Source organism: Acaryochloris sp. CCMEE 5410 (genome assembly GCF_000238775.2).
Lineage (GTDB): Bacteria > Cyanobacteriota > Cyanobacteriia > Thermosynechococcales > Thermosynechococcaceae > Acaryochloris.
The window spans coordinates 1,015,499-1,036,418 of the sequence record NZ_AFEJ02000002.1; the positions used below are offsets into that span (position 1 = coordinate 1,015,499).

At 47.6% G+C, this 20,920-nt stretch carries 19 protein-coding genes, 1 tRNA gene and 1 pseudogene; 10 read left to right on the forward strand and 11 right to left on the reverse strand.

The features are described 5' to 3' along the window. Window positions 1–29: 29 nt before the first annotated feature. Window positions 30–2,738 carry a CBS domain-containing protein gene (locus tag ON05_RS25515; RefSeq protein ID WP_010481322.1) on the reverse strand — a complete coding sequence of 903 codons (2,709 nt, stop codon included), beginning with the start codon at window positions 2,736–2,738 and terminating at the stop codon, window positions 30–32. A 154-nt stretch (window positions 2,739–2,892) separates the two neighbouring features. Between ON05_RS25515 and psbZ the strand changes: the two genes are divergently transcribed. From psbZ to ON05_RS25535, 4 genes are all read left to right on the forward strand, one after another. Continuing rightward, complete coding sequence (gene psbZ, locus ON05_RS25520) at window positions 2,893–3,081, forward strand: photosystem II reaction center protein PsbZ (RefSeq protein ID WP_010481323.1); 189 nt, start codon at window positions 2,893–2,895, stop codon at window positions 3,079–3,081. 123 nt (window positions 3,082–3,204) lie between these two features. After that, the gene (ribH, locus tag ON05_RS25525; protein WP_010481325.1) at window positions 3,205–3,798 is read left to right on the forward strand and encodes a 6,7-dimethyl-8-ribityllumazine synthase; all 594 of its coding nucleotides are present in this window, start codon (window positions 3,205–3,207) and stop codon (window positions 3,796–3,798) included. A 54-nt stretch (window positions 3,799–3,852) separates the two neighbouring features. Next, window positions 3,853–3,924, forward strand: a tRNA-Gly gene (locus ON05_RS25530). Between the two features lie 618 nt (window positions 3,925–4,542). Beyond that, window positions 4,543–5,793, forward strand: a complete 1,251-nt coding sequence (locus ON05_RS25535) for an aldehyde dehydrogenase family protein (protein WP_010481326.1) — start codon at window positions 4,543–4,545, stop codon at window positions 5,791–5,793. Window positions 5,794–5,815: 22 nt separating this feature from the next. Here ON05_RS25535 and ON05_RS25540 read toward each other — a convergent pair. After that, window positions 5,816–5,962: pseudogene (locus tag ON05_RS25540) on the reverse strand (phenylpyruvate tautomerase MIF-related protein); the annotation flags it as partial. A gap of 135 nt (window positions 5,963–6,097) precedes the next feature. Between ON05_RS25540 and ON05_RS25545 the strand changes: the two are divergent. Further along, a complete protein-coding gene (locus ON05_RS25545) occupies window positions 6,098–7,816 on the forward strand; it encodes an IS1634 family transposase (RefSeq protein ID WP_010482461.1) in 1,719 nt (572 codons plus the stop codon). On the opposite strand, the gene ON05_RS25550 is transcribed toward ON05_RS25545, so the two are convergent. Further along, window positions 7,781–8,065: a phenylpyruvate tautomerase MIF-related protein gene (locus ON05_RS25550; RefSeq protein ID WP_039781843.1), complete on the reverse strand. Its 285-nt coding sequence runs from the start codon at window positions 8,063–8,065 to the stop codon at window positions 7,781–7,783. The two genes, ON05_RS25545 and ON05_RS25550, sit on opposite strands and share 36 nt — an antisense overlap. A 42-nt stretch (window positions 8,066–8,107) precedes the next feature. Here ON05_RS25550 and tadA point away from each other — a divergent pair, with 42 nt between their 5' ends. Further along, window positions 8,108–8,605, forward strand: coding sequence for a tRNA adenosine(34) deaminase TadA (gene tadA / locus ON05_RS25555; RefSeq protein ID WP_029315642.1), 498 nt, complete (start codon window positions 8,108–8,110; stop codon window positions 8,603–8,605). 27 nt (window positions 8,606–8,632) lie between these two features. Here tadA and ON05_RS25560 read toward each other — a convergent pair whose 3' ends face one another. Next, complete coding sequence (locus tag ON05_RS25560; protein WP_010479761.1) at window positions 8,633–9,004, reverse strand: hypothetical protein; 372 nt, start codon at window positions 9,002–9,004, stop codon at window positions 8,633–8,635. Continuing rightward, window positions 8,997–9,737 (reverse strand): serine O-acetyltransferase, encoded by a 741-nt coding sequence (gene cysE / locus ON05_RS25565; protein WP_010479759.1) that lies wholly within the window; start codon window positions 9,735–9,737, stop codon window positions 8,997–8,999. The genes ON05_RS25560 and cysE overlap by 8 nt, the downstream gene beginning before the upstream one ends. Window positions 9,738–10,054: 317 nt before the next feature. Between cysE and ON05_RS25570 the strand changes: the two genes are divergently transcribed. After that, on the forward strand, window positions 10,055–11,458 hold the full coding sequence (locus ON05_RS25570) for a cellulase family glycosylhydrolase (protein WP_262562360.1): 1,404 nt from the start codon (window positions 10,055–10,057) through the stop codon (window positions 11,456–11,458). A 16-nt stretch (window positions 11,459–11,474) separates the two neighbouring features. On the opposite strand, the gene ON05_RS25575 is transcribed toward ON05_RS25570, so the two are convergent. The 3 genes from ON05_RS25575 to ON05_RS25585 form a co-directional block, all read right to left on the reverse strand. Next, a complete protein-coding gene (locus tag ON05_RS25575; RefSeq protein ID WP_010479755.1) occupies window positions 11,475–12,050 on the reverse strand; it encodes a hypothetical protein in 576 nt (191 codons plus the stop codon). Window positions 12,051–12,127: 77 nt separating this feature from the next. Then, on the reverse strand, window positions 12,128–14,437 hold the full coding sequence (glgB, locus tag ON05_RS25580; protein WP_010479753.1) for a 1,4-alpha-glucan branching enzyme: 2,310 nt from the start codon (window positions 14,435–14,437) through the stop codon (window positions 12,128–12,130). A 59-nt stretch (window positions 14,438–14,496) separates the two neighbouring features. Then, window positions 14,497–15,243 carry a type 1 glutamine amidotransferase gene (locus tag ON05_RS25585; protein ID WP_010479750.1) on the reverse strand — a complete coding sequence of 249 codons (747 nt, stop codon included), beginning with the start codon at window positions 15,241–15,243 and terminating at the stop codon, window positions 14,497–14,499. A 207-nt stretch (window positions 15,244–15,450) separates the two neighbouring features. Between ON05_RS25585 and ON05_RS25590 the strand changes: the two genes are divergently transcribed. The 3 genes from ON05_RS25590 (at window position 15,451) to kaiC (ending at window position 18,338) form a co-directional block, all read left to right on the forward strand. Then, window positions 15,451–16,350, forward strand: coding sequence for a circadian clock protein KaiA (locus ON05_RS25590; RefSeq protein ID WP_010479747.1), 900 nt, complete (start codon window positions 15,451–15,453; stop codon window positions 16,348–16,350). 33 nt (window positions 16,351–16,383) lie between these two features. Beyond that, complete coding sequence (gene kaiB, locus ON05_RS25595) at window positions 16,384–16,698, forward strand: circadian clock protein KaiB (protein ID WP_262562361.1); 315 nt, start codon at window positions 16,384–16,386, stop codon at window positions 16,696–16,698. Window positions 16,699–16,769: 71 nt separating this feature from the next. Further along, window positions 16,770–18,338 (forward strand): circadian clock protein KaiC, encoded by a 1,569-nt coding sequence (kaiC, locus tag ON05_RS25600; RefSeq protein ID WP_010479741.1) that lies wholly within the window; start codon window positions 16,770–16,772, stop codon window positions 18,336–18,338. A gap of 22 nt (window positions 18,339–18,360) precedes the next feature. Here the strand turns inward: kaiC and ON05_RS25605 are convergent, their stop codons facing one another. The 3 genes from ON05_RS25605 to ON05_RS25615 form a co-directional block, all read right to left on the reverse strand. Next, window positions 18,361–19,566: a glycosyltransferase gene (locus ON05_RS25605; protein ID WP_039781839.1), complete on the reverse strand. Its 1,206-nt coding sequence runs from the start codon at window positions 19,564–19,566 to the stop codon at window positions 18,361–18,363. Between the two features lie 34 nt (window positions 19,567–19,600). After that, window positions 19,601–19,993: a hypothetical protein gene (locus tag ON05_RS25610; RefSeq protein WP_010479738.1), complete on the reverse strand. Its 393-nt coding sequence runs from the start codon at window positions 19,991–19,993 to the stop codon at window positions 19,601–19,603. A 236-nt stretch (window positions 19,994–20,229) separates the two neighbouring features. After that, on the reverse strand, window positions 20,230–20,853 hold the full coding sequence (locus ON05_RS25615) for a TetR/AcrR family transcriptional regulator (protein WP_010479735.1): 624 nt from the start codon (window positions 20,851–20,853) through the stop codon (window positions 20,230–20,232). Between the last annotated feature and the right edge of the window lie 67 nt (window positions 20,854–20,920).

Below are 20,920 nucleotides of genomic sequence, written 5' to 3' on the forward strand. Positions count from 1 at the left end.
AGGGGGGATAGTAGGCACAATTTTTTACCCTAAGTTTTAGGAGGGATGGGAAAACGTGCTTTTACCCAGGCTTGTGCTTGATCTCGGTCCTTGAGTTCACCGTCTAAGGTAGCAGCCCCAAGGGCTGCCAACATCGATTTAAATTCTCGCCCCGGTCGATACCCTAACTGAATCAAGTCTTTACCTGTTAGTAAGGGTTTGCGGCTCGACCAATCCGATAGGTACTGCCACACCCACTTGCGAATCCTGACATTGCTATAGATGCCGACTAAAATCAATCCGGAAATGGTGTGGGACTTTAACAAATCTGTGAGTTGGCTAGGAGAGGCTTGCTCCGGTTGCTTTTCAAGTTCTTGCAAGCCCCCATCCAGATTTTGAAGCCTCTGTTGAGTGGAGTCTGATAAATGTAAGTTAGCGGCCACTGCACAGCGTTCTGATGGTGGTAAAGCAGTCAGCAATACTTCTAAAATCAACAACCAAACAGGCATCTCTAAGTGAGCGGGTTCAAAGGTGTTGTACCAACAGATGGCCAGTCGCACCCGTTGCCACCAGTGTTGATTGATTTGTAGTTGAGGATGGATACACTGCAATGCCTCTAAGTCAGCCAGTAAATTGAGCGCTCTTGCCCAGTGAGATGTTTTGAAAATGTACTTAAGTTCGTTCTTGAGGCGGGATTGTAAGGCAGGTGTTTTATCCTTCTCTGCCTGGACTTGGGTATAGATACCACTTGCGATCGCATGGCGAATATACGCCTCGGTATGTTCGCCAATCTCAAACTCCAAGCGGGTCGCAAACCGCACGGCTCGAAAAATTCGGGTGGGGTCTTCAATAAAGCTATTGGGATGTAAGACTCGGATTTGGCGATCCTGCAGGTCCACTACCCCCCCAAAGAAATCCAGTAGCTCACCACTGGGCTGAGGTTGAAACCCCTGACGCGTTAATCGAACGGCCAAAGCATTGATGGTAAAGTCTCGCCGATAGAGGTCTTGGCGAATGGAGCTGGCTTCTACCTCTGGATTAGCGGCGGGGTAAGGGTAAAACTCACTGCGCGCCGTGGCAATATCCACTGAAAATCCAGCTAACTCCGAGCCAGAGGGCCAAATCAAAGCCGCGGTTTGGAACTGACCATACACCTGCAATTGGGTCTCAGGATAGGCTGACTGTAAGGTTTGGGCAAGAGAAACCCCTGCCGCTTTTGCCGTGGTTTCAACGCCATCCACAACGAGATCAAACTCTTTCACCCTAAAGGGCTGGTTGGGGCCCGAGAGCAACAAATCCCGTACCGCTCCCCCCACTAAATACAGCTGCCAGCCTTGAGCTGCTGCCGCATCTGCCGCCGTCGATAACAGGGTTTGCAATGTGGGAGGGAGTTGCGATCGCAGTTGGTCCTGAATGGATGTGCGCACTACTTGTTGATGGGTCGGGAGTACTGGATGCTTCAGTTGATGGAGCTGGCGCAGGATATCCGTACGGGTTACGATCCCCACCAATTGCCCCTGTTCCACCACTGGCAACCGGCCAATATCGTAGGTCACCATCATCAATTCAATCTCAGGCAGAGAGGTCCCCAAACTAATCGTGCGAACTGGGGCCGTCATATAACCTTTAACTGGAGCATGTCCAAAGCCATGATGGAGGGCAATATCGAGATCACGCCGAGATAAAATCCCTACCAACTGATCTTGGTCATTCACCACTGACAGCCCAGAATGGCCATAGCGCAATAAAATTCGCCGGGCTTGATCAATGGTGGTCGTGGGGCGAATGGTTCGAACGGGGGAGGACATTAAGTCTGCCGCCATAGGCGGTAAGGGCATCTGCTCCAGCAGCGTTTCCACTAAGTCATCCATTACCCTTTGGGGCGTTTCTGTTTTTAACGTCACTGCAGCTGCCCGAGCATGTCCCCCACCTCCTAGGGGCTGCAATAGTCCATTCAGGTCAACTCCTTCAACCCGAGAACGACCTATCAAACTTAGTTTCTGGGTTTCAGCCTTGCTATAGACATGCCCCAGCAAAAAACTGTCACTCTCATGCAGAAGCATCAGTTGTGAGGTCAGGCTGGCTAAACCCGGCACATAACCCTCTGTCTTCAACATCACCCAGGACAAAGAATTTCCATGTCTAGACTGAGTTTGTGTTAATTCCAAGGCTTGGGTCAGCAAATCCTGTAAATCTGAGGAAAAAACGGGTTCGGTGTACTCTGCGATCGCCCGTTGATTGGCCCCTTGTGCCATTAACCAAGTTAAAGCAGCCGCATCTCGCACGGTCGAACTCGGATACGTGAGAGACCCAGTATCCACATGAATTCCCAACGCCATCACCGTTGCCGCTGTTACAGGCATCTGTAGATGTTCTCGCTGCAACTCTTCGGTGACCAGGGTAGTGGCTGCACCCACTGCCCCCAAAATCAACTGATCGGCAACAATATCCCTAGCTGTGGACTGATGATGATCATAGATTTTGACTTGGACTTGGGGCAGATCAAGCCAGTTTGCAGCAGGTCCCAAAAGCTGGCGTCGCTGTGCATCAACGATCGTAATCGAGCGAAGCCGCTCAACATTGACCGCCCGATGCTCAATCAGAGGAAATTGATCTCGATAAAGTCCCAGAAACTCTCGAACCGTTGGATGAGCTCCCCCACACAGAACAATTCGAGTTCCTGGGTACAAAAGCGTGATACCGACAGCGGCTCCTAACGTATCAAAGTCTGCCGTACGATGACATAAAACGATATCCATCCAGCCTATTTACATCCCAACGCCTACGGCCCAATCGACTGCAGTCAAGTAAATCTCCTCTTTTAGGGTATGATTATCTGGCGTAGGCACTCTCAAATGCCTAGTTAATTTGCTTATATTTAAACTTCTTTCAGGACTGGATTGGGAGAGAATCATGTCAGTATTGTTTCAACTTTTAATTGCTGCTTTCGTTGCCTTATCTTTTGCCATGATAATTGGCGTGCCTGTAGTTTTCTCTACAGGTGATGCATCGGACGACGCCAATAAACTCATTTGGGGCGGCGCTGCTGCATGGGTTGTTTTACTATTCGTAGCTGCATTAGCCTCTATTGTTGTTATCTAGATTCCTTCCCAACCCGTGAACCTTGAGTATTCTATGTTTCGTGCATCAAGCTCAAGCGTTTTAGGAATCGCTCGTATATTCTTATCTGTGTCTCTAAATTGATAAAGGTAAAGGCAAACTGGAATGGCTGTCTTTGAAGGCAAATTTACGCATTCGGCATCCTTCCGGTTTGCTATTGTTATTGGGCGTTTCAATGATCTAGTGACCAGCAAGCTGCTAGCCGGTTGCCAAGACTGTCTACAGCGTCATGGCGTTGATACCCATGAGACCGGAAGTCAGGTTGACTATATCTGGGTACCAGGAGGCTTTGAAATCCCCCTAGTGGCTCGGCAGCTAGCTCTATCTCATGGTTACGATGCCATCATTTGCCTGGGTGCAGTTATCCGCGGCCAAACCCCCCATTTTGACTATGTTGCCGGTGAAGTTTCGAAAGGAATAGCGGCCACTAGCTTACAAACAGGTGTTCCGCTCATTTTTGGCATCCTGACGGTAGACAGCATGCAGCAAGCCCTGGAGCGGGCAGGCATAAAAAGCAACAAAGGTTGGGATTTTGCCATGAACGCCTTGGAAATGGCTAGCCTAATGCATCAACTCCGGCCACAGCTTGCTGTAGCGGATGCGAGCAATCAAAATCTAGGTGAAGCTGCCGTATTGCCTCCAAGTGTAAGTAGCGTCCAACCCTCTAACACTTTAAAGTCGGAATCCAATAATTCCTAATTTATTGACAGACTCGGCTACATTTGAGAAGCTAGATAAGCGGAAGATTTATTTGCGGGTATAGCTCAGTGGTAGAGCGTCACCTTGCCAAGGTGAATGTCGCGCGTTCGAATCGCGTTACCCGCTTTCTTTAAGTTCACTCCCCTCCCATAGACTTCAGGTAAAATGGGGAAATCTTCGTCAACTATTTTCCCATTTTCGGCTTTCATGGCCAAAGTGTGGAAACATGGATTTCGCTACTCTCCCCAAAGCTGGAGCAATGATCCTGGATCATCGGTGTCTCCATACTTTGGGCTAGATCATCTGAAGGGATTTGTTAATTCGTGCCTTCCACGAAAGTCAACAAAATAGACGTAAGTAGTCCTTATCCATGTCCCTGTCGACGGCATGGACACCTTAGCCCCATTATTCTTACAGAGGCCCTTGGGTGTGAGCAATGTCATCGGGTTTTTGTTGTGAAACCTGATGGGTATACGATTGAACAGTGCTCAGACTACCCCCATCAAAGTTGGTATTGGACAGGGCGTCGATGGCAACCCTCTCGATCCAGAAAACCCCTATTTTATTTTCGGTTATTTCTATTCTGGCTCCTGGTCATGGGCATAATTGTATTAGTCTTATTCCCATCGCTCCTGCCTTGGGCTCTAAGGCGGGAGTTTCGCCTCGGCCTTGCTGTATTCATGGCAGTCCCCACTCTCCAACTCGGTTCATATCTTTATCGACGTTAATGGATGTATTTTGCCTATGGATGCTGCTCAAAGATTTGACCTGAACACAACAGTGCATCAGGCTCACATTGCCTCGCAGAAACTAGCACTCCTGCCCCATCCAAAACGTAATGAATTGCTGCGTTGTTTGGCTCAAATCTTGCAAGATCGCCAAGATGATTTGTTAGAAGCAAACACCATAGATTTAGAAGTCAGCCGTGATCTAGCGATTCCTTCCTTAGTTCTGAACTGGCTAAAGCTCGCTCCAGAACGTCTGCAAACCTTGGGGCTAATGTTGAACCATTTGGCGACAACAACTGACCCGTTGGCGATGACAGCCTTTCCACAGTCCACTTTTATGGTGGCTCTAGGCTATGCCAAGTTACAACCCCGGGGAGTTATTGCCTTTATTTATGAGGCGTTTCCAGACTTAGCGTTGTTACTCGCTGGCATGTGCTGGAAAACGGGTAATGCGTTACTGCTGAAGGGAGGGGCTGAGACTAAGCATTCTAATCAGGTTGTTATCGAGTTGCTGCATGCTGCCCTGGCCGCCGCTGATTTGCCCTTAACTTGTGTGCAATGCATCCCTTGCGATCGCAACATTTCAATCTCCGATCTGGTTGCCCGAGACCTACCCATCGATCTTGTCGTTCCCTATGGTCGCCCCAGCTTGGTTCAACAGGTTGTGCAGCAATCCACCGTCCCCACGCTTCAGTCTGCTATGGGCAATTGCTATCTTTTTTGGTCTGACTCGGGCAGTACAGACTTAACCCGATCCATGATTATTAATAGTCATCAAGGCAGTCCAGATGCGGTCAATGCCATTGAAAAAGTCTTGCTAACCCCCAACATTAAGCAGTCTCGACTCACCCTCCTATGGAGTACCCTCAAGGAAAAAGGATTCGAATTACGAGGAGATGCCACCCTAGCAGCTGAGTTTCCAGAGTTAATTCTGGCAACCAAGGAAGAGTGGCAGCAGCCTTATCTACAAAAGATTGTGGCCTTTCGCGTTGTGGATGATTTAGCCGATGCCCTCAACTGGATTAACCGCCACAGTAGTCATCATGCCGATTGTTTAGTCACGGATTCTTATCAAGACAGTCAACAATTTATCCAAGGTGTTCGCAGTTCTCAAGTGTTTATCAACACCAGCCCCCAATTTTTGCGACAGTCCAGCGGGCCTGGAGGGTCTCTGGCGATAGGCATGAGTTCAGCCAAAAGCCTTTCTCCTGGGGTAATTAGTCTTGAAACCTTAATGACTTCCAAACAAATTATTCAAACCCCATAACGGATCCTTGCTCAAGGATCCGTTAACCAAAGGTTGAACCATTCCATCCCCACATCATGCCCTTTGCATCCGCAAACTCAATATAGATTCGCTGCTTAGGGACCCCTAAAGCAGTTTCGAGCTCTTGGCAAAACGCCTGGCTCATGGCTTTTGTCTGGGGACTACTCACGGCCCGTTCGCTTATTCTGGGGAACCCAAATAAATTAACGATTTGGGAGGCTAGGCATAGAGCAATCGAAACAGGCAAACAGGAGAGATGGGCTAGTGCAGTAGGCTACAGAGCAATGAATGGAGCCTTCAGTATATGAGTGACGCTGTGCAAATCAGTTCAGAGCGGGTTGATGATATTCCCCTGATCGTCGAATGGCTCAAGCAGATGCAGATTGTCGAATGGATGGATCAAGAACTCAAACAACCTCACGGAAACCGTAAAGGATTGAGCTATGGTCAATTGAGCGTATTGCTGTTGACCTACATCATGACTCAAGCAGATCATCGCTTGTGTGGCGCAGAATCGTGGGTGACATCACACCGTCAGATATTGGAGTTGGCCACTGGTTGGGGCATAGGGGAAAAGGATGCAACCGATGATCGTCTGGCCCGGATGGTGGAAGAAGTTGGCCAAGCGGAAGAAGCTTGTCGCCAGATTGAGGTGAACCTTGGTCAGCATGTGATTCGAGCCTATGAATTACCGACAGAGGTTGCTAGGGCAGATACAACCAGCTTTAGTGTGCATCATCGCTCAGATGAATCTGCTGAAGAGAGTCTGCTCCGTTTTGGGTACTCCAAAGATAAACGCCCTGACTTGCTTCAGTACCGTCAACTGCTAGGCACCCTTGACCCTGCAGGGATTCCGTTAGTCAGTGCAACGCTTCCTGGTAATGGAGCAGATGACCCATTGTATTGGCCCACCTGGCAGCAAATGGCTCAAGTTATTGGCCACAAGCACTTTGTCTTTTTGGCAGATTGCAAAGCTGCCGCGATTGCGACCCGTGCTCAAATTGCTTCAGAGGGAGGAATCTATTGTTTTCCTGTACCCATGACGGGACAACATCCGTCCTGGCTAAAACAATGGGTGTTCAACCCACCCAGTCCGAGTACAGAGATTCGTCTGCCGACCCAAGATGCGAATGAAGCTGCAGTTGGGAAAGGATTTGAGGTTGAACTCGGTCAGTTTTGGTATCATCCAGACACTCAAGAATGGGTGCAGTGGCATGAACGTTATCTGGTCGTTTACTCCCAGAGTTTTGCGGCAGCGCAGATTCAGGGTCTGCAGCAGCGGCTTGAACGAGCCCAGAACGCACTTGATAAGCTAGCGGCAAAACCAGGCAAAGAGCCAGAGGAACTCAATCTAAAGGTAGAAGCTATTCTCAAACGTCACCGTGTGAAGGAATTCTTCTGCGTATCCCTGAATGTAGAGACGGATACTCAAAACCGTTATATGGGACCGGGTAGACCCATCCGTAACTCAGTGAAAAAGGAGGTTACACAGATCCGACTTCACCTCCACATTGAGCGGGACACTGATGCGATTGAACAAGCCAAGCAATTGGCGGGATGGCGCTTGTATGTCACTAATGCCCCCATCTCTCAACTTCCTCTACCTCAAGCTGTCCTCTACTATCGAGAGGAGTGGCTAGTTGAACGGGGGTTTCATCGCTTCAAGCGGGGGCGGCTACCCGCGTTGCCGATCTATTTTCAAAACCAAAATCGAATTGTCGGTTTGATGTTCTTGCTGACGCTAGCATTAAAAGCATTTACCCTGGTTGAATTTGTTGTGCGGCGCGCATTACAAGCTGCTGAGGAATCCCTAGCAGGGCTCTACGATGGAAATCCTAAGCGAGCGACCCAACGACCTTCTACTGAAAAACTCTTTAAGGCGTTTGACCAAATCACACTCTATTTATTGCCAGACCTGACACGCTTCATAACGCCTCTATCTGATCTTCAAAAGCAGATTCTTCGGCTGATGAAAATGCCAGAATCTCTATACCTGCCACATCCCATACAGCATAAGACTTAATTTATTTCTCTCTACAAGAAGGGGCGAACCGACCGTACTCATGGTACCCACACTTTTAATTTCCACGTAGCACACGGGTTCAGTCGTTCCAGCAAATGTCATCGGCGTTTCTGCCTCAAAAGCTGTCATCACATAGGACTCTGGCTTACCTAAATGTTGGGCGAGCTGAGCAGAGAGTTGCTTTAATAAGGCTTCCACAACAGATTGTTCAGGAGTACTGATCGAAGATTGCACTTTAATGAGAGGCATAATAGTCGGCTAGCATGTAACGATAGTTTTATTAAATCAAGAGTGGACGTTCCCAGCTACCCTGAACATCAACAGTGGATGGAAAAAGCGATTGCTTTAGCGACTCAAGCAGGTGCTGCAGGAGAGGTGCCGGTAGGTGCAGTGATTATCGGCCCTGATGGAGACTGCATTGCTGAAGGAGAAAACAAACGAGAACGCGATCACGACCCGACTGCTCATGCAGAAATTGTAGCTCTCAGAGCTGCTAGCCAAGTTATACAGTCTTGGCGACTCCATGAATGTCGCCTCTACGTCACCCTCGAACCCTGTCCAATGTGTGCAGGGGCAATTATCCAAGCTCGCCTTGGCCTGTTGGTCTATGGAGCCCATGATCCGAAAACTGGAGCGATTCGATCCGTCCTCAATCTACCGGATAGTCCTTGCTCCTACCATAAACTTCCCGTCATTGCAGGCGTCCACGAGCCCACCTGCCGTCAACAACTACAAGAGTGGTTTGCCCGCAGACGGCAACAGAAAAAAAACGCAGCCCCTTCCCCTTAAAATCAAAACCGACCTTGGGTTGATCTGCTATAAGCGCTCTTGAATGGTATTAATCAAGCAGTTGACGTCTTTAATTTGGTTTAATTCAGCGGTATCTATAAAAATATCGATGTGGCCTTGGTCTTCCTTCAAAATAATGGGATAAGAATACGTCTTTTTCGACTCGCCCAAACTTGGCTCGTTCAACTTTTGCTCATACTCATCCTTATGCAGAAACTCCATGGAGATTGGAAAGGATTCTCTAAAGGCTTTCCACGCTGTTCGTTCTGCAAAGGTATCGTGGGTCAACATACATAAATTGCAGCTGTAGGTATCCGGTGACAACACCTTATGGGCAATGTCCAGCGCAGTATTAATCAAGCCAGCATCGGCATTATAGATAAAGATTAATTTAGCCATTCTTTGAGACAGTCGTACCGTCTAAAAACTGCTCTATTGCTTTATCCCGAAGATGGCAGCAGTCTGTGGTATCAGACTCATGGGTAGGAACATTCGGAGAAGACTGTCTTAACTGTTCTACTTCCTGTTCTAGACTTTCAATTCGATCGACTAAATAGCGAATAGCCTGAGCTTCAGAGTCAGGGAGTCGAGCATGATCCAATGGATCTACTTTTGCTCCTCCCCGATAAACAATGCGCCCCGGAACACCAACAATCGTGCAGTCTGAGGGGACATCTCGTAAAACGACAGACCCAGCGCCGACCCGCACATTACTGCCTAAGAGGATATTGCCTAGAACTTTAGCTCCAGCACCAATCACAACGTTGTCCCCCACAGTTGGGTGCCGTTTTCCTGTTTCTTTCCCTGTTCCCCCTAACGTCACTCCCTGATAGATCAGGCTAAAATCACCGACAATTGCAGTTTCTCCAATCACAATCCCCATGCCATGATCAATAAACACACCTTGTCCCAAGGTGGCACCAGGATGAATTTCAATCCCTGTGAGAAAGCGGGAGACATGGGAGATGAGCCGAGGGAAGAAGGGTAAGCCTAAGACAAATAGCCAATGGGCAAAGCGGTGTAACAATATAGCCTGCAAGCCCGGGTAACAGACCAACACTTCCAACCAGTTCCGAGCTGCAGGGTCTCGATCGAAAATGATCTGAAAATCAGTTTTAAGTGTCTTCAGCACAGAGTCGGCCTTTGAAGGTAAGACAGGACCTTTTTATCCTAGCGTCTTTATGAAGGACAAAGATCGGCAATCCGAACATTGACGGTGGAGGAATAGCAGGGGCTGGTTACGCTCAACATTGCTGACTCCCCTTAAATCTTTGAAGGCTTATCGGTAGCCTTCAGGGACCCATCTGCTGCTTTCCCATCTGCTGCTTTCATAGATGTCCTACGTCATACTGATGGGAAAAAAGCCCGGTTTTATTCCAATTGCTTTCTCAGTATTCTAAAAATTACGAGCATCAGCCCAGCCCCTAAAGTTCCAATCCTCTCCCCAAAATGTCTTTGAACCCCCTCCATCAGAAAAGATATCGTTCTGCCTTCGCGATGATCCTGTTTGTCTGTACTGGCATACTGTCCGGTTGCTCTCACAGTTATGCGAAGCCCCATGCACCCATTAGGGTTGACTGGAATCAATCCACTGGCTCTGCTCGCAATGTTTATAGCTTAAATCTTTGGTCTGCCACTGATCCCACCGTAGGAGCGAATCTCAAATTTGGTGAACAATTAGGTCAAATCCGGCCCTCCATCTGCCGGCTTCACGCAGCTGAAATGCTCAAAGTGGGTCATGGGAAAGCGTGGATTGATAAAAAGGGGGCCTGGGACATTGGCAAAATTGATGCCATTTTGAAGAATATTGCTCCTCACTGTGAGGACATTATGATCTCCATTCCCAGTTGGTCCCCCACGCTATATCAAGGCTCTCAACTTCCTCCCGAAAAGCACCGTGCGTTTGCACAATGGTGTGCTCAGCTTGTCCGCTTAGTCTCCTCAAGGCACCTAGTTCGATATTTTGAAATACTCAACGAAAAAGATCCCGCATACAATGGCAATTCTCAAGAACTGGCTAAGTTAGCAAAACAAACCGCCCATGCAATGAGGCGAGCTAATCCAGCTATTCGTATTGTTGTTGGTGCTTGGACCCACCCCTATGACAAAAGGGATATTCAAGCATTTTTAGAGGCTTCCAAAACAAGTGATATTCAGGCTTTCTCCTATCATCAATATGGTACACACCAACCTTCCGGCGATCCCTTCAAGCTATACAAAACTGCCAAAATAATTGGTCAACGACCGAAAGCGATTCGCCAGTGGATGAACCAAAAAGGCTTACACAATGCTGAACTGTTCCTAGGGGAGACCCATATGTTCACAACCTGGGATAGGGACAAACAAAAATTGATGCGTACCCATCATGGGGCTGTATTTCTAGCCCTAGTTTTTCAGCAGGCTGCACAGCACAACGATATTGATGGTATTTTCCCTTGGAATGATGCCGACAATACCTATGGACTTTTCAATCACAAAGATGGAGTCTATTCCTTACGCTCAGCAGGATATGTGCTCAAGCTACTGAGACAATATTTTAGTCATGGTCAACGGATTCGTGTCTCGACGCCTAGAGGAATTGATGCCTTTGCTGTCAGAACTCCAAGCTCCCATAGCCTGATGATCATCAATAGTCACACCTATCCAAGCAAAATCACTCGTCTAGATATGAGGGGGTGGCAGCCGCCACAACAAAGATATCAACTTTACACGATTGACTCAGATGGAATACGGGTGAGCCAACAGACTTGGGACCAGCAGCAATCCCAGACCCTACATTTACCGAATGACTCCGTCTCTTTTTTAAATTTTTCGGGTGAGAGCAGTCCGAACATCGATGAGAGATCGACATGAGGCCAGGCAAATAAGTTTAATCCAACCATGAGTCCCGTAAGGGAGGGAATTGTCCTCGATGCTTGCGAGCCTGCATGGCTTTTTCTAGCAGAACCAGCAGCCCGGGCGCCTCTTGTTCGATCGTCAGAAGGAGACGTTCACCTAGAGCGACATCCCCTGGATCAACCCCCGTCTCCATCACTTCGCGCAAACGGGGCATTGCCCAGCTATCTACCATTTCGACTAAACCACTGAAACAGCGATCAAACTGTCGCTCGGTCATAATGGCGTCTTCCAAGGGAAATTCGATAATGGCTCGAATTTCACCATCGGAGGCATCATATTCCCACTGCAACATCTTAGTTTCCCAAGAGATCACTAACATGGTTTGCAAAATGGCGGCCTTATGGGGGTGATTTTGGACACCCGTGAGAACTTCTGGCACGAAGAGTTTAAAGAACTCTCCCTCTTCATCAAGCTGAATCACGATCAAAAAGTCTTCAACATGTTCAGCTTCGACTTGAGTGATAATCCGTGCCTTCTCGGGCTGAATCTCGTAGATCAGACCTTGTTTATCTAAGTACCCAGAAATTTGCTCTAACGTAGCGCCCATACGGGCATCCTCTTCTTAAGTTATGGTAGGCGTTTGTCCCAAGTCCAGTGTGACAGGTTTCTTGAAATTGGCAACACCTATTGATTTTGCGAGTCAGGAAGTTGTTGGTAGGCTTGTGCCGTTTTTTCCCGATCGAGGGTGAAGACCAGAGTAGCCAAAGGCGGCAAACAGAGATCCAATGAGTAGGGACGGTTATGGAAAGCCCATTCATCTGTCCATTTCCCCCCTAAATTCCCCATATTACTGCCGCCATACTGACGGCCATCGCTATTAAAACGCTCGACGTAATAGCCCGCTTCGGGTACCCCCACTCGGTAATGGCTATGGGGTTGGGGGGTCAAGTTGCAGACTGTGAGTACAAACTCATCTGAGTCCTTGGCTCGACGAACAAAGGAGATGACGCTATGACGATTGTCGTTACAGTCGACCCACTCAAAACCGTCATAGCTGAAGTCGTTGGTGAATAAAGCTGGCAATTCTTTGTAAAGGTGGTTCAAGTCGGTAACAAATTTCTTGAGATTTTGATGGGGGTCATACTGCAAGAGCTGCCATTCCAAATCTCCCCAGACATTCCACTCACTCCATTGGCCAAACTCCATGCTCATAAACAAGGTTTTTTTGCCGGGATGGGTAAACATAAAGGTGTATAGACACCGCAAGTTAGCAAATTTCTGCCACTCATCTCCAGGCATTTTGCCCAGCATATTGCTTTTGCCATGAACAATTTCATCGTGAGACAGGGCCAACATAAAGTTCTCACTAAAGGCATACATGATGCTAAACGTGACATTGTTTTGATGAAATTGGCGGAACCAGGGATCCATGTTGAAATAATCCAACATGTCATGCATCCATCCCATATTCCATTTGAGGTTAAAGCCTAATCCCCCCACATAGGTGGGCCAAGATACCATGGGCCAGGAGGTTGATTCTTCGGCAATCGAAAGGATACCGGGGTAGTAACTAAAGAGCACATCATTGAGGTGGCGGAGGAAATCTGCCGCTTCGATATTTTCGGCCCCTCCATATTCATTGGCCACCCACTCACCATCCTTGCGACAGTAATTGAGATAGAGCATAGAGGCGACAGCATCCACACGAATACCGTCGATATGGTACTTATCGAACCAAAAGAGGGCATTCGCAATCAAGAAATTCTTGACTTCCTTGCGGCTGTAATTGAAAACCAAGGTGCCCCATTCTTTATGCTCACCTTTACGGGGATCAGCATGTTCGTACAAATGGGTGCCATCAAAAAAGGCTAGACCATGGCCGTCTTTGGGAAAATGTCCAGGGACCCAATCGACAATCACGCCGATGCCCTGCTGGTGGCATTGGTCGACGAAATACATAAAGTCTTCGGGGGTTCCATACCGAGAGGTACAGGCGTAGTAGCCCGTCACTTGATACCCCCATGATCCGTCAAAGGGGTGCTCGGCTACAGGCAAGAGTTCTATATGGGTGAAGCCTAGGTCTTTAACGTAGGGAATTAATCGCTCTGCCAACTCTCGATAGGTGAGGAACCGAGCGCCAGGCTTCAGCTCAGAGACAATAACGGGAGGGAGGGGATGGCCTTCTTCTGATGTCGGAGGTTCGTCAGAGGAGGCATGCATCCAGGACCCTAGATGCACTTCGTAAATCGAAATCGGTTGTGCTAAAGCATCTGCATTGCGTCGCTGCTCCATCCAGGACTCATCGGACCAGCTATAGGAGTTGAGATCGGTGACGATAGAAGCGGTTTTCGGTCGAACTTCTTGTTGAAAACCATAGGGGTCAGATTTTTCGTAAATATGCCCCTCATAATTTTTGACTTCGTATTTATAGTGCTCGCCGATGCTCAATTCTGGAATGAATAATTCCCAAATGCCGGACGGTCCTTTACGCATCTGATGTTGGCGTCCATCCCAGGCGTTGAAATCACCTAAGAGAGAAACATTGCGAGCATTGGGGGCCCAGAGGGCAAAGTAAACCCCTTCGACGCCATCGAGAGTGGTGAGATGGGCGCCTAACTTCTCATAGATGCGATGGTGATTGCCTTCAGCAAATAGGTGTTGGTCGTAATCGGTTACTCGGGGAGACTTGAAGGCATAAGGATCGTAGATAACGCGCTCATGGTCTCCTTCTTTTACCCGCAATTGATAGTTAAGCGCTCCATCAACGGGAACTTCACATTCAAAGAAGTGGGGATCATGAACACTCTGCATGGGATATTCTTGCCGATGCCCTGGACAAACCACTGACATTGCATCTGCTTTTGGCCAATATGCCCGCACAACCCACCCTGGCTTACCGTCTTGACTGGGGTGGGGACCGAGAACCTCGAAAGGATCGTGATGGTGATTCCAAACAATTAGATTGACCTGATCGGCAGTAAGAGGGGTGGACATGAAATTACCTAACTGGGGATAAGAGGGCTAAGAGTTAAGGCATCGGGCAAGTGCCGATTTTACCTTTTTTGCAGCAGAATCCGATCAACGAATTTGAGAATGAGTCGATTTGACTCTGGTGTGGGGTGGAGGTTATCTAGGATGGTTTGTAAGGATCCATCCTGCTCCAGATAGCGATCTTGATAGCGGGTAATGCGGGCAGCTAAATCATGGTGATCCACCTCAGGATGAAACTGGAAGCCGTAAAACGGTTTATCCATTACTTTAAAGGCATGGTAGGGACAACGTTCTGTAAATGCCAGTAATTGAGTATGAGGCGGCAGTTTAAAGGCCCGCTCCTTATGGCCAGAAACGGCTAAAAATCGTTTAGGAGTACCAGCGAACAATTGATCGTCCCGAGCAGATGAAGTGAGCTGCATCGGGTAAATCCCCATTTCCATATTTTGGGCATCATGGATGACTTTCCCACCTAAGGCTTCCACCCCTAACTGAAAACCAAAGCAGGAAGCAAACACCGGAATAGTGTGATCGACACAATGTTTGAGTAATTGCTTGGCAGGCTCCACAAACGGATATTGATCCGGCTTCAGGACTGAAGCATCGCTGGATCCACCCACAAATACGGCGTCAAACTGAGTTGCATAGTCCGGGGAAAAGTCGGGTTGATCAAAGACGTTGAGAGGGGTGAACTGGCTTTCATTCAGTTGGCTATGACGCGCAAATTCCTGTAGCTCTTCAATTCGTGTTACTTGATCGTCACGAATTTGCATGTAGAGGATATGGAGTTTTGAGCGGTCTTTAATCATAAGAAGTCGTTATGGGTCATTGAAGGAAAAATTATTTCGTTATCCTATAAATTTCTGAAGTCAAGTCACCACTGGTCTCTAGCTCACGTCCAAGAGAGAGTCGTTCCCCAGGCAATGAATTCCACTTCTTTAATACATAACTTAATATTCCTTCATAATCTCATTTGATGCTAAAGTATTTCTTAATAATTAGATAAAATTGGCGTTATGACCCTTTCTCAAACTGCGGTCTCTCGTCCCCAGATCTTTATCTGTACACTACTGAGTTCAGAATCTTTAGTTGACCTTTATACCCGGATTTTGGAGGGCGATCGTTATAGTTTGGTTCATGCAACCTATGACAATTTCTTAGAGATAGTCGAACAAGGCAAACATCGTATTGATTGTCTCATCTTCGAAAAGAATGCCGCACTCCCTAAAGTTGTAAGTCATTTGCATCGGGAAGCGATTTTACTGCCTGCTGTGCTGCTACAGGTTGAGGAATCGGTAGAAAAGACATCCCAACCCAATTCTGCGGATCGTGACCCACAACAGGACAGCTACTACCACATTGCTGAAGTGATTGTGGATCATGATCAAGAGGATATTTTGTCCAGTATCGATTGTGCGATCGCACAGTTTCTACAGCTATCTAAAGCTTGTCGACTCCCCACTAGATTGCAAAAAAAATATGCTGACGAAGCCATCCAAGATAATCTTGCTACCCAGCAGCAACGGCTGTCTCAAAAACTAAAGGAGCGTCTCGGTTACTTAGGGGTTTACTACAAACGCAATCCTCAACAGTTCTTTCACAAACTCACCGAAGAAGAACAGGCCGATTACTTGGTGACCCTCAAGCGAGATTATCGGGATATCATTCTCAACTACTTTCGGCAAGATAGTAGTGTGAACCAAGAAATTGATGACTTTGTGACTCAAATATTTTTTGCGGATATCTCAATCTTAAAAATATTAGAAATTCATATGGAGTTAATGGATGCCTTTGCTAAAAAACTAAAATTAGAAGGCCGCAATGAAGATATTCTGTTGGACTATCGCTTGACCTTAATCGATATCATGGCCCATTTGTGTGAGATGTATCGTCGATCTATTCCTAAAACCCGTTAATTATTCAAGACCGATCAACCCTAATTCCCTGCCATGAGCTCTATCAGAAAAACCTATGTTCTTAAACTCTATGTTGCTGGCAACACCCCTAATTCTGTCAGGGCTTTAAGAACTCTAAATCATATTCTTGAAACTGAATTTCAAGGCGTTTATGCCCTAAAAGTGATTGATGTATTGAAAAATCCGCAACTGGCTGAAGAAGACAAGATTTTAGCGACGCCAACCCTAGCAAAAGGTTTGCCCCCTCCCGTTCGCAAAATTATTGGTGATCTATCCGATCGTGAGCGAGTGCTGATTGGTTTAGATCTGCTCTATGAAGAACTTTCTGATGGCATTATGGAGTACTAGCCTACTTAATAAGGCGACTTCAGCCCATATTCGACTTTAAAAGTTTTTATTCATTTTGATTTAGATGAACAATGAAGAAAAGTAATTTATCTCAGTATAAAAAGAACGATAAGAATAAAGTCGAAGTAACCAAGATTTTGACTCGTATCGAAGGCTTTGACGATATTAGTCATGGGGGCTTACCACTGGGGCGAACCACTTTAGTCAGTGGCACCTCTGGAACAGGTAAAACCATGTTTGCAATTCAGTTCCTCTATCACGGCATTGTTCATTTTGATGACCCGGCTGTGTTTGTCACCTTTGAAGAATCTCCAAAAGACATTATCCAAAACGCCTTGAGCTTTGGATGGGATCTTCAACAACTCATGGACGATGGCAAGCTATTTATACTGGATGCGTCTCCTGACCCAGAAGGGCAGGATATTGCCGGAGAATTTGATCTATCTGCCCTGATTGAGCGTATTCAGTATGCCATCAGCAAGTATCAGGCCAAGCGAGTCGGCATTGACTCGGTAACCGCTATTTTTCAGCAGTATGATGCGGCGACAGTAGTTCGGCGAGAGATTTTCAGGCTAACCGCTCGTCTCAAGCAAATTGGCGTGACGACGGTAATGACCACGGAGCGGGTGGATGAATATGGTCCCGTGGCGCGATATGGTGTCGAAGAATTTGTCTCCGATAATGTCGTGATTGTTCGCAATGTCCTAGAAGGGGAGCGACGCCGACGAACCTTAGAAATTTTGAAATTACGGGGCACCAGCCATATGAAGGGGGAGTATCCCTTCACGATTACGGACGACGGCATTAATATTTTCCCCCTCGGGGCCATGCGCCTTACCCAGCGATCTTCCAATGCTCGGGTCTCATCTGGGGTTCAAACCTTGGATGAGATGTGTGGGGGTGGCTTCTTCAAAGACTCAATTATTTTAGTTACGGGGGCGACAGGAACCGGGAAAACCTTACTGGTCAGTAAGTTCCTAGAAAATGCCTGTAGCAACGGCGACCGCGCTATTCTGTTCGCCTATGAGGAATCTCGGGCTCAGTTGTCCAGGAATGCTTACTCCTGGGGGATTGACTTTGAGGAGATGGAACAAAAAGGCCTCCTTAAAATCCTCTGTACCTATCCAGAATCGGCAGGCTTAGAAGATCACCTGCAGCAAATTAAATCCGAAATCGCTGAATTTAAACCGTCGCGAATTTCGATTGACTCCCTTTCGGCCTTAGCGCGGGGGGTTAGCAACAATGCCTTTCGTCAGTTTGTGATTGGCGTAACGGGCTTTGCTAAGCAGGAAGAAATCACCGGTTTCTTTACCAATACAACGGATCATTTTTTAGGCTCCCACTCGATCACGGAATCCCATATTTCTACGATTACAGACACGATTTTGATGTTGCAATATGTGGAAATTCTGGGGGAAATGTCCCGAGCCATCAATGTCTTCAAAATGAGAGGATCCTGGCATGATAAGGGAATTCGCGAATACTCCATTAGTCAGCATGGTCCTGAAATTAAAAATGCGTTCCATAACTTTGAAGGCATCATCAGCGGTACCCCAACCCGGGTCTCACTAGATGAGAAACGAGACCTATCTCGGATCGTGCAAGATGTTAAAGGCTTAAGCGATGATGATTTGCTGTAGCTAAGGCTTATTTAGCCCAGAATTATATAGAAGGGAAGTCGGGTAACCCCAACTCGGCAACCCCCTGCTGTAATTGTTCTGCGGCAGCGATATTGTTGTGTTGGCGATGGAGGGCAATGGCCCGACTGAAAGCTTGCTGACTGGCCTGAAGCTGGCCTTGCTTGAACAGAGCCACCCCTAGATTTTGATAGGCCTCTGCATAGTCAGGTTGTTTTTGGATGGCTTGGCGGTAGGCGGCAATCGCTCCTGACAAATCCCCCATTGCTCTACGGGTTAGCCCTAAGTTGTAATAGCCCACCGACCAATCGGGTTGCAAGGCAATGATCTGTTGGTATTGCTGACTTGCCTGTTCATATTGGCCGCAGTCTTGAAGTAAATTAGCCCAGTTGTTGTAAGCTCCAAGTTTTAGAAGTTCAGGCAGCTTCTGCTGAACCGCTTGCTGATAATGGTGAAGGGCTAGGGCTGCCTGTTGACATCGAGCATAGGTATGGCCTAAATGATAATGGAGTTCGTAGCAAATGGAGGCTTCAGGTGGATTTAGGTTCAAGCCTTGTTTGAGCAAATGGATACCGGGTTCAACTTGGCCCATATCTACATATAAAGCCCCTAGCTTGCTGCAAAGATAGGCGTCGTTTGGGTTGTTTGCCAGGGCAGCAGCCATAATTTCGCAGGCTCGCTGGTGTTTGTTACGGGTTGCGATCGCATCCACCTGATAGCCAAAATGCTCAATGGCAACCTCTGGTAAATGCCCCACTTGCCAGCCAGATTCCTGTTTCTGCAGAGCCAGCACGCGATCATCAATCAGTTCATGATAGGGACGCTGAAAACGGATTTGCGGGTGATTGCGAAAGAGGCGTGACAGCAATGAATACGGGGACTGCTGAGCCCCCACTTCATGCCGTAGTAATGTCACCGCCAGCAAATTGTCTTGCTCTAGAATGCCTTGTAGTTGAGGCTTAACTTCCGAGTTCAACACTTCATCGGCATCTAAAACCAGTACCCACTCTGACTGCACATATTGCAGTCCAAAATTACGGGCAGCGGCAAAGTCATTGCCCCAGTCATAGTTGTAAACTTTGGCCCCGAAGGATTGGGCAATCGAGGGAGTGTCATCGGTGGACCCCGTGTCCACAATGATCATCTCATCCACCCACCCCTCTACACTTTTGAGGCAGCGAGATAAGCTCGCTGCCTCATTTTTGACAATCATGCACAAGCTCAGGGTCATGATTTTGGGAATCAGTCCCTTCAACAACTCGACATTAGAAAATGCTGGTGATTTCTAAGGCTGCAGATCCACCTTCTTCGATGGCTTTCATAACCTGAATCATTTGCGTCCACAGTAGAACAGCACTAAAGGTCACCACAAAAAAGGCAGTGGTGAACCCTTGGGCCCAGGACACAGCAAAGATGGTTAAGGCAGATCCCAAAAAGACCCAACTACAGAGACAAACGCCAGCCAAGGGAAAAAGCAACCGAATTTCAGCAACATCACTCAGGGGCTTGTTTGTTTTTCGTTTTGACCATTCTTCGGCCTTTTGCTTCAAGGACACTTCAAAGGCTTTACCACAAGCTACGCCAAGCACAGCTGCAATCAGGACGAGAAAGTAAGGGGGGGAAGGAATGTTATAGATTGCTGGCAGGGTATACTCCATCAGTTCCTCAATATTTTGTAATCTAGCTACATAAATTGTAAGGCTTTAATGGAGCCCCATGCATATCCATTTTGAGTTGTTGCAGAAGGGGTGCTTTCGGTTCTTTTTTATGGGCAGATTCTAAATTGAAACCATTAGCTCAATCCTTCAAATACAGGCACTGAACCCGAATCCTAGCCCCATTCAGGTTGCTGACATAGGGGGTGAAAATCCCCTAAGACTGGAGCAGCCAAGAATTATGCCGAGTCATTAACAATCAGATCAACGAGTGCTTGAATCATCCGTTCACGTGCAAACGGTACAACTTCTTTGGCGTAGAGTAGCTCCTGAAAAATCACGTAATGCACTAAGCTACCGATAAAGATGCGGGCCGTCGCTTCTGGATCCTTGAGGTTGAGCCCCGATTGAGCTCCTAAATAGTCTTTCAAAATCGATAGAAAACAGCGGGGGGTATGGTGGCTGAAGGCTCGCGCTAGTTCTGGGAAACGACCCGACTCCCCAATAATCAGCCGCATAAAGGCTTGGAAGGGCTTATCTTCGATGATGTTCTCTAACATATTGCTGGCGAGATGATGCAACACCTGCCGCGGAGGCCCCTCTAGGCGTTTCCCTTCCGGTGAGCCATAGACCACCTGAAATTTTTTCTCCTGTAATTGCTGCACCAGCGCAATAAACAACCCTTCCTTATCTTTGAAGTGGCTATAGACCGTGGCTTTAGAGACCTTTGCGGCTGCGGCCACCCGATCCATCGTGGTGGCCGCATAGCCTTGGGCTAAAAACTCTTGCATTGCCCCTGACAAAATGGCGCTGCGTTTGGTTGCAGACAGCTGACGTTCGGAGGGGGGAGATTTGGTATCCATGGTGGGCGGGCGCCAATTCAGCAATTAAACCGCTAGTTTTCCCATCCTAGGGCAAAGTGGGTCCGCC

What these genes read in the sequence shown, in the direction of transcription:
- ribH (WP_010481325.1), top strand. Translation starts at nt 3,205, where the DNA reads ATGGCTGTCTTTGAAGGCAAATTTACGCATTCGGCATCCTTCCGGTTT.
- ON05_RS25610 (WP_010479738.1), bottom strand. Translation starts at nt 19,993, where the DNA reads ATGGAGTATACCCTGCCAGCAATCTATAACATTCCTTCCCCCCCTTAC.
- ON05_RS25590 (WP_010479747.1), top strand. Translation starts at nt 15,451, where the DNA reads ATGACCCTTTCTCAAACTGCGGTCTCTCGTCCCCAGATCTTTATCTGT.
- ON05_RS25585 (WP_010479750.1), bottom strand. Translation starts at nt 15,243, where the DNA reads ATGATTAAAGACCGCTCAAAACTCCATATCCTCTACATGCAAATTCGT.
- ON05_RS25575 (WP_010479755.1), bottom strand. Translation starts at nt 12,050, where the DNA reads ATGGGCGCTACGTTAGAGCAAATTTCTGGGTACTTAGATAAACAAGGT.
- ON05_RS25550 (WP_039781843.1), bottom strand. Translation starts at nt 8,065, where the DNA reads ATGCCTCTCATTAAAGTGCAATCTTCGATCAGTACTCCTGAACAATCT.
- ON05_RS25615 (WP_010479735.1), bottom strand. Translation starts at nt 20,853, where the DNA reads ATGGATACCAAATCTCCCCCCTCCGAACGTCAGCTGTCTGCAACCAAA.
- ON05_RS25560 (WP_010479761.1), bottom strand. Translation starts at nt 9,004, where the DNA reads ATGGCTAAATTAATCTTTATCTATAATGCCGATGCTGGCTTGATTAAT.
- ON05_RS25515 (WP_010481322.1), bottom strand. Translation starts at nt 2,738, where the DNA reads ATGGATATCGTTTTATGTCATCGTACGGCAGACTTTGATACGTTAGGA.
- ON05_RS25570 (WP_262562360.1), top strand. Translation starts at nt 10,055, where the DNA reads ATGTCTTTGAACCCCCTCCATCAGAAAAGATATCGTTCTGCCTTCGCG.
- kaiB (WP_262562361.1), top strand. Translation starts at nt 16,384, where the DNA reads ATGAGCTCTATCAGAAAAACCTATGTTCTTAAACTCTATGTTGCTGGC.
- ON05_RS25545 (WP_010482461.1), top strand. Translation starts at nt 6,098, where the DNA reads ATGAGTGACGCTGTGCAAATCAGTTCAGAGCGGGTTGATGATATTCCC.
- psbZ (WP_010481323.1), top strand. Translation starts at nt 2,893, where the DNA reads ATGTCAGTATTGTTTCAACTTTTAATTGCTGCTTTCGTTGCCTTATCT.
- ON05_RS25605 (WP_039781839.1), bottom strand. Translation starts at nt 19,566, where the DNA reads ATGACCCTGAGCTTGTGCATGATTGTCAAAAATGAGGCAGCGAGCTTA.
- glgB (WP_010479753.1), bottom strand. Translation starts at nt 14,437, where the DNA reads ATGTCCACCCCTCTTACTGCCGATCAGGTCAATCTAATTGTTTGGAAT.
- ON05_RS25535 (WP_010481326.1), top strand. Translation starts at nt 4,543, where the DNA reads ATGGATGCTGCTCAAAGATTTGACCTGAACACAACAGTGCATCAGGCT.
- kaiC (WP_010479741.1), top strand. Translation starts at nt 16,770, where the DNA reads ATGAAGAAAAGTAATTTATCTCAGTATAAAAAGAACGATAAGAATAAA.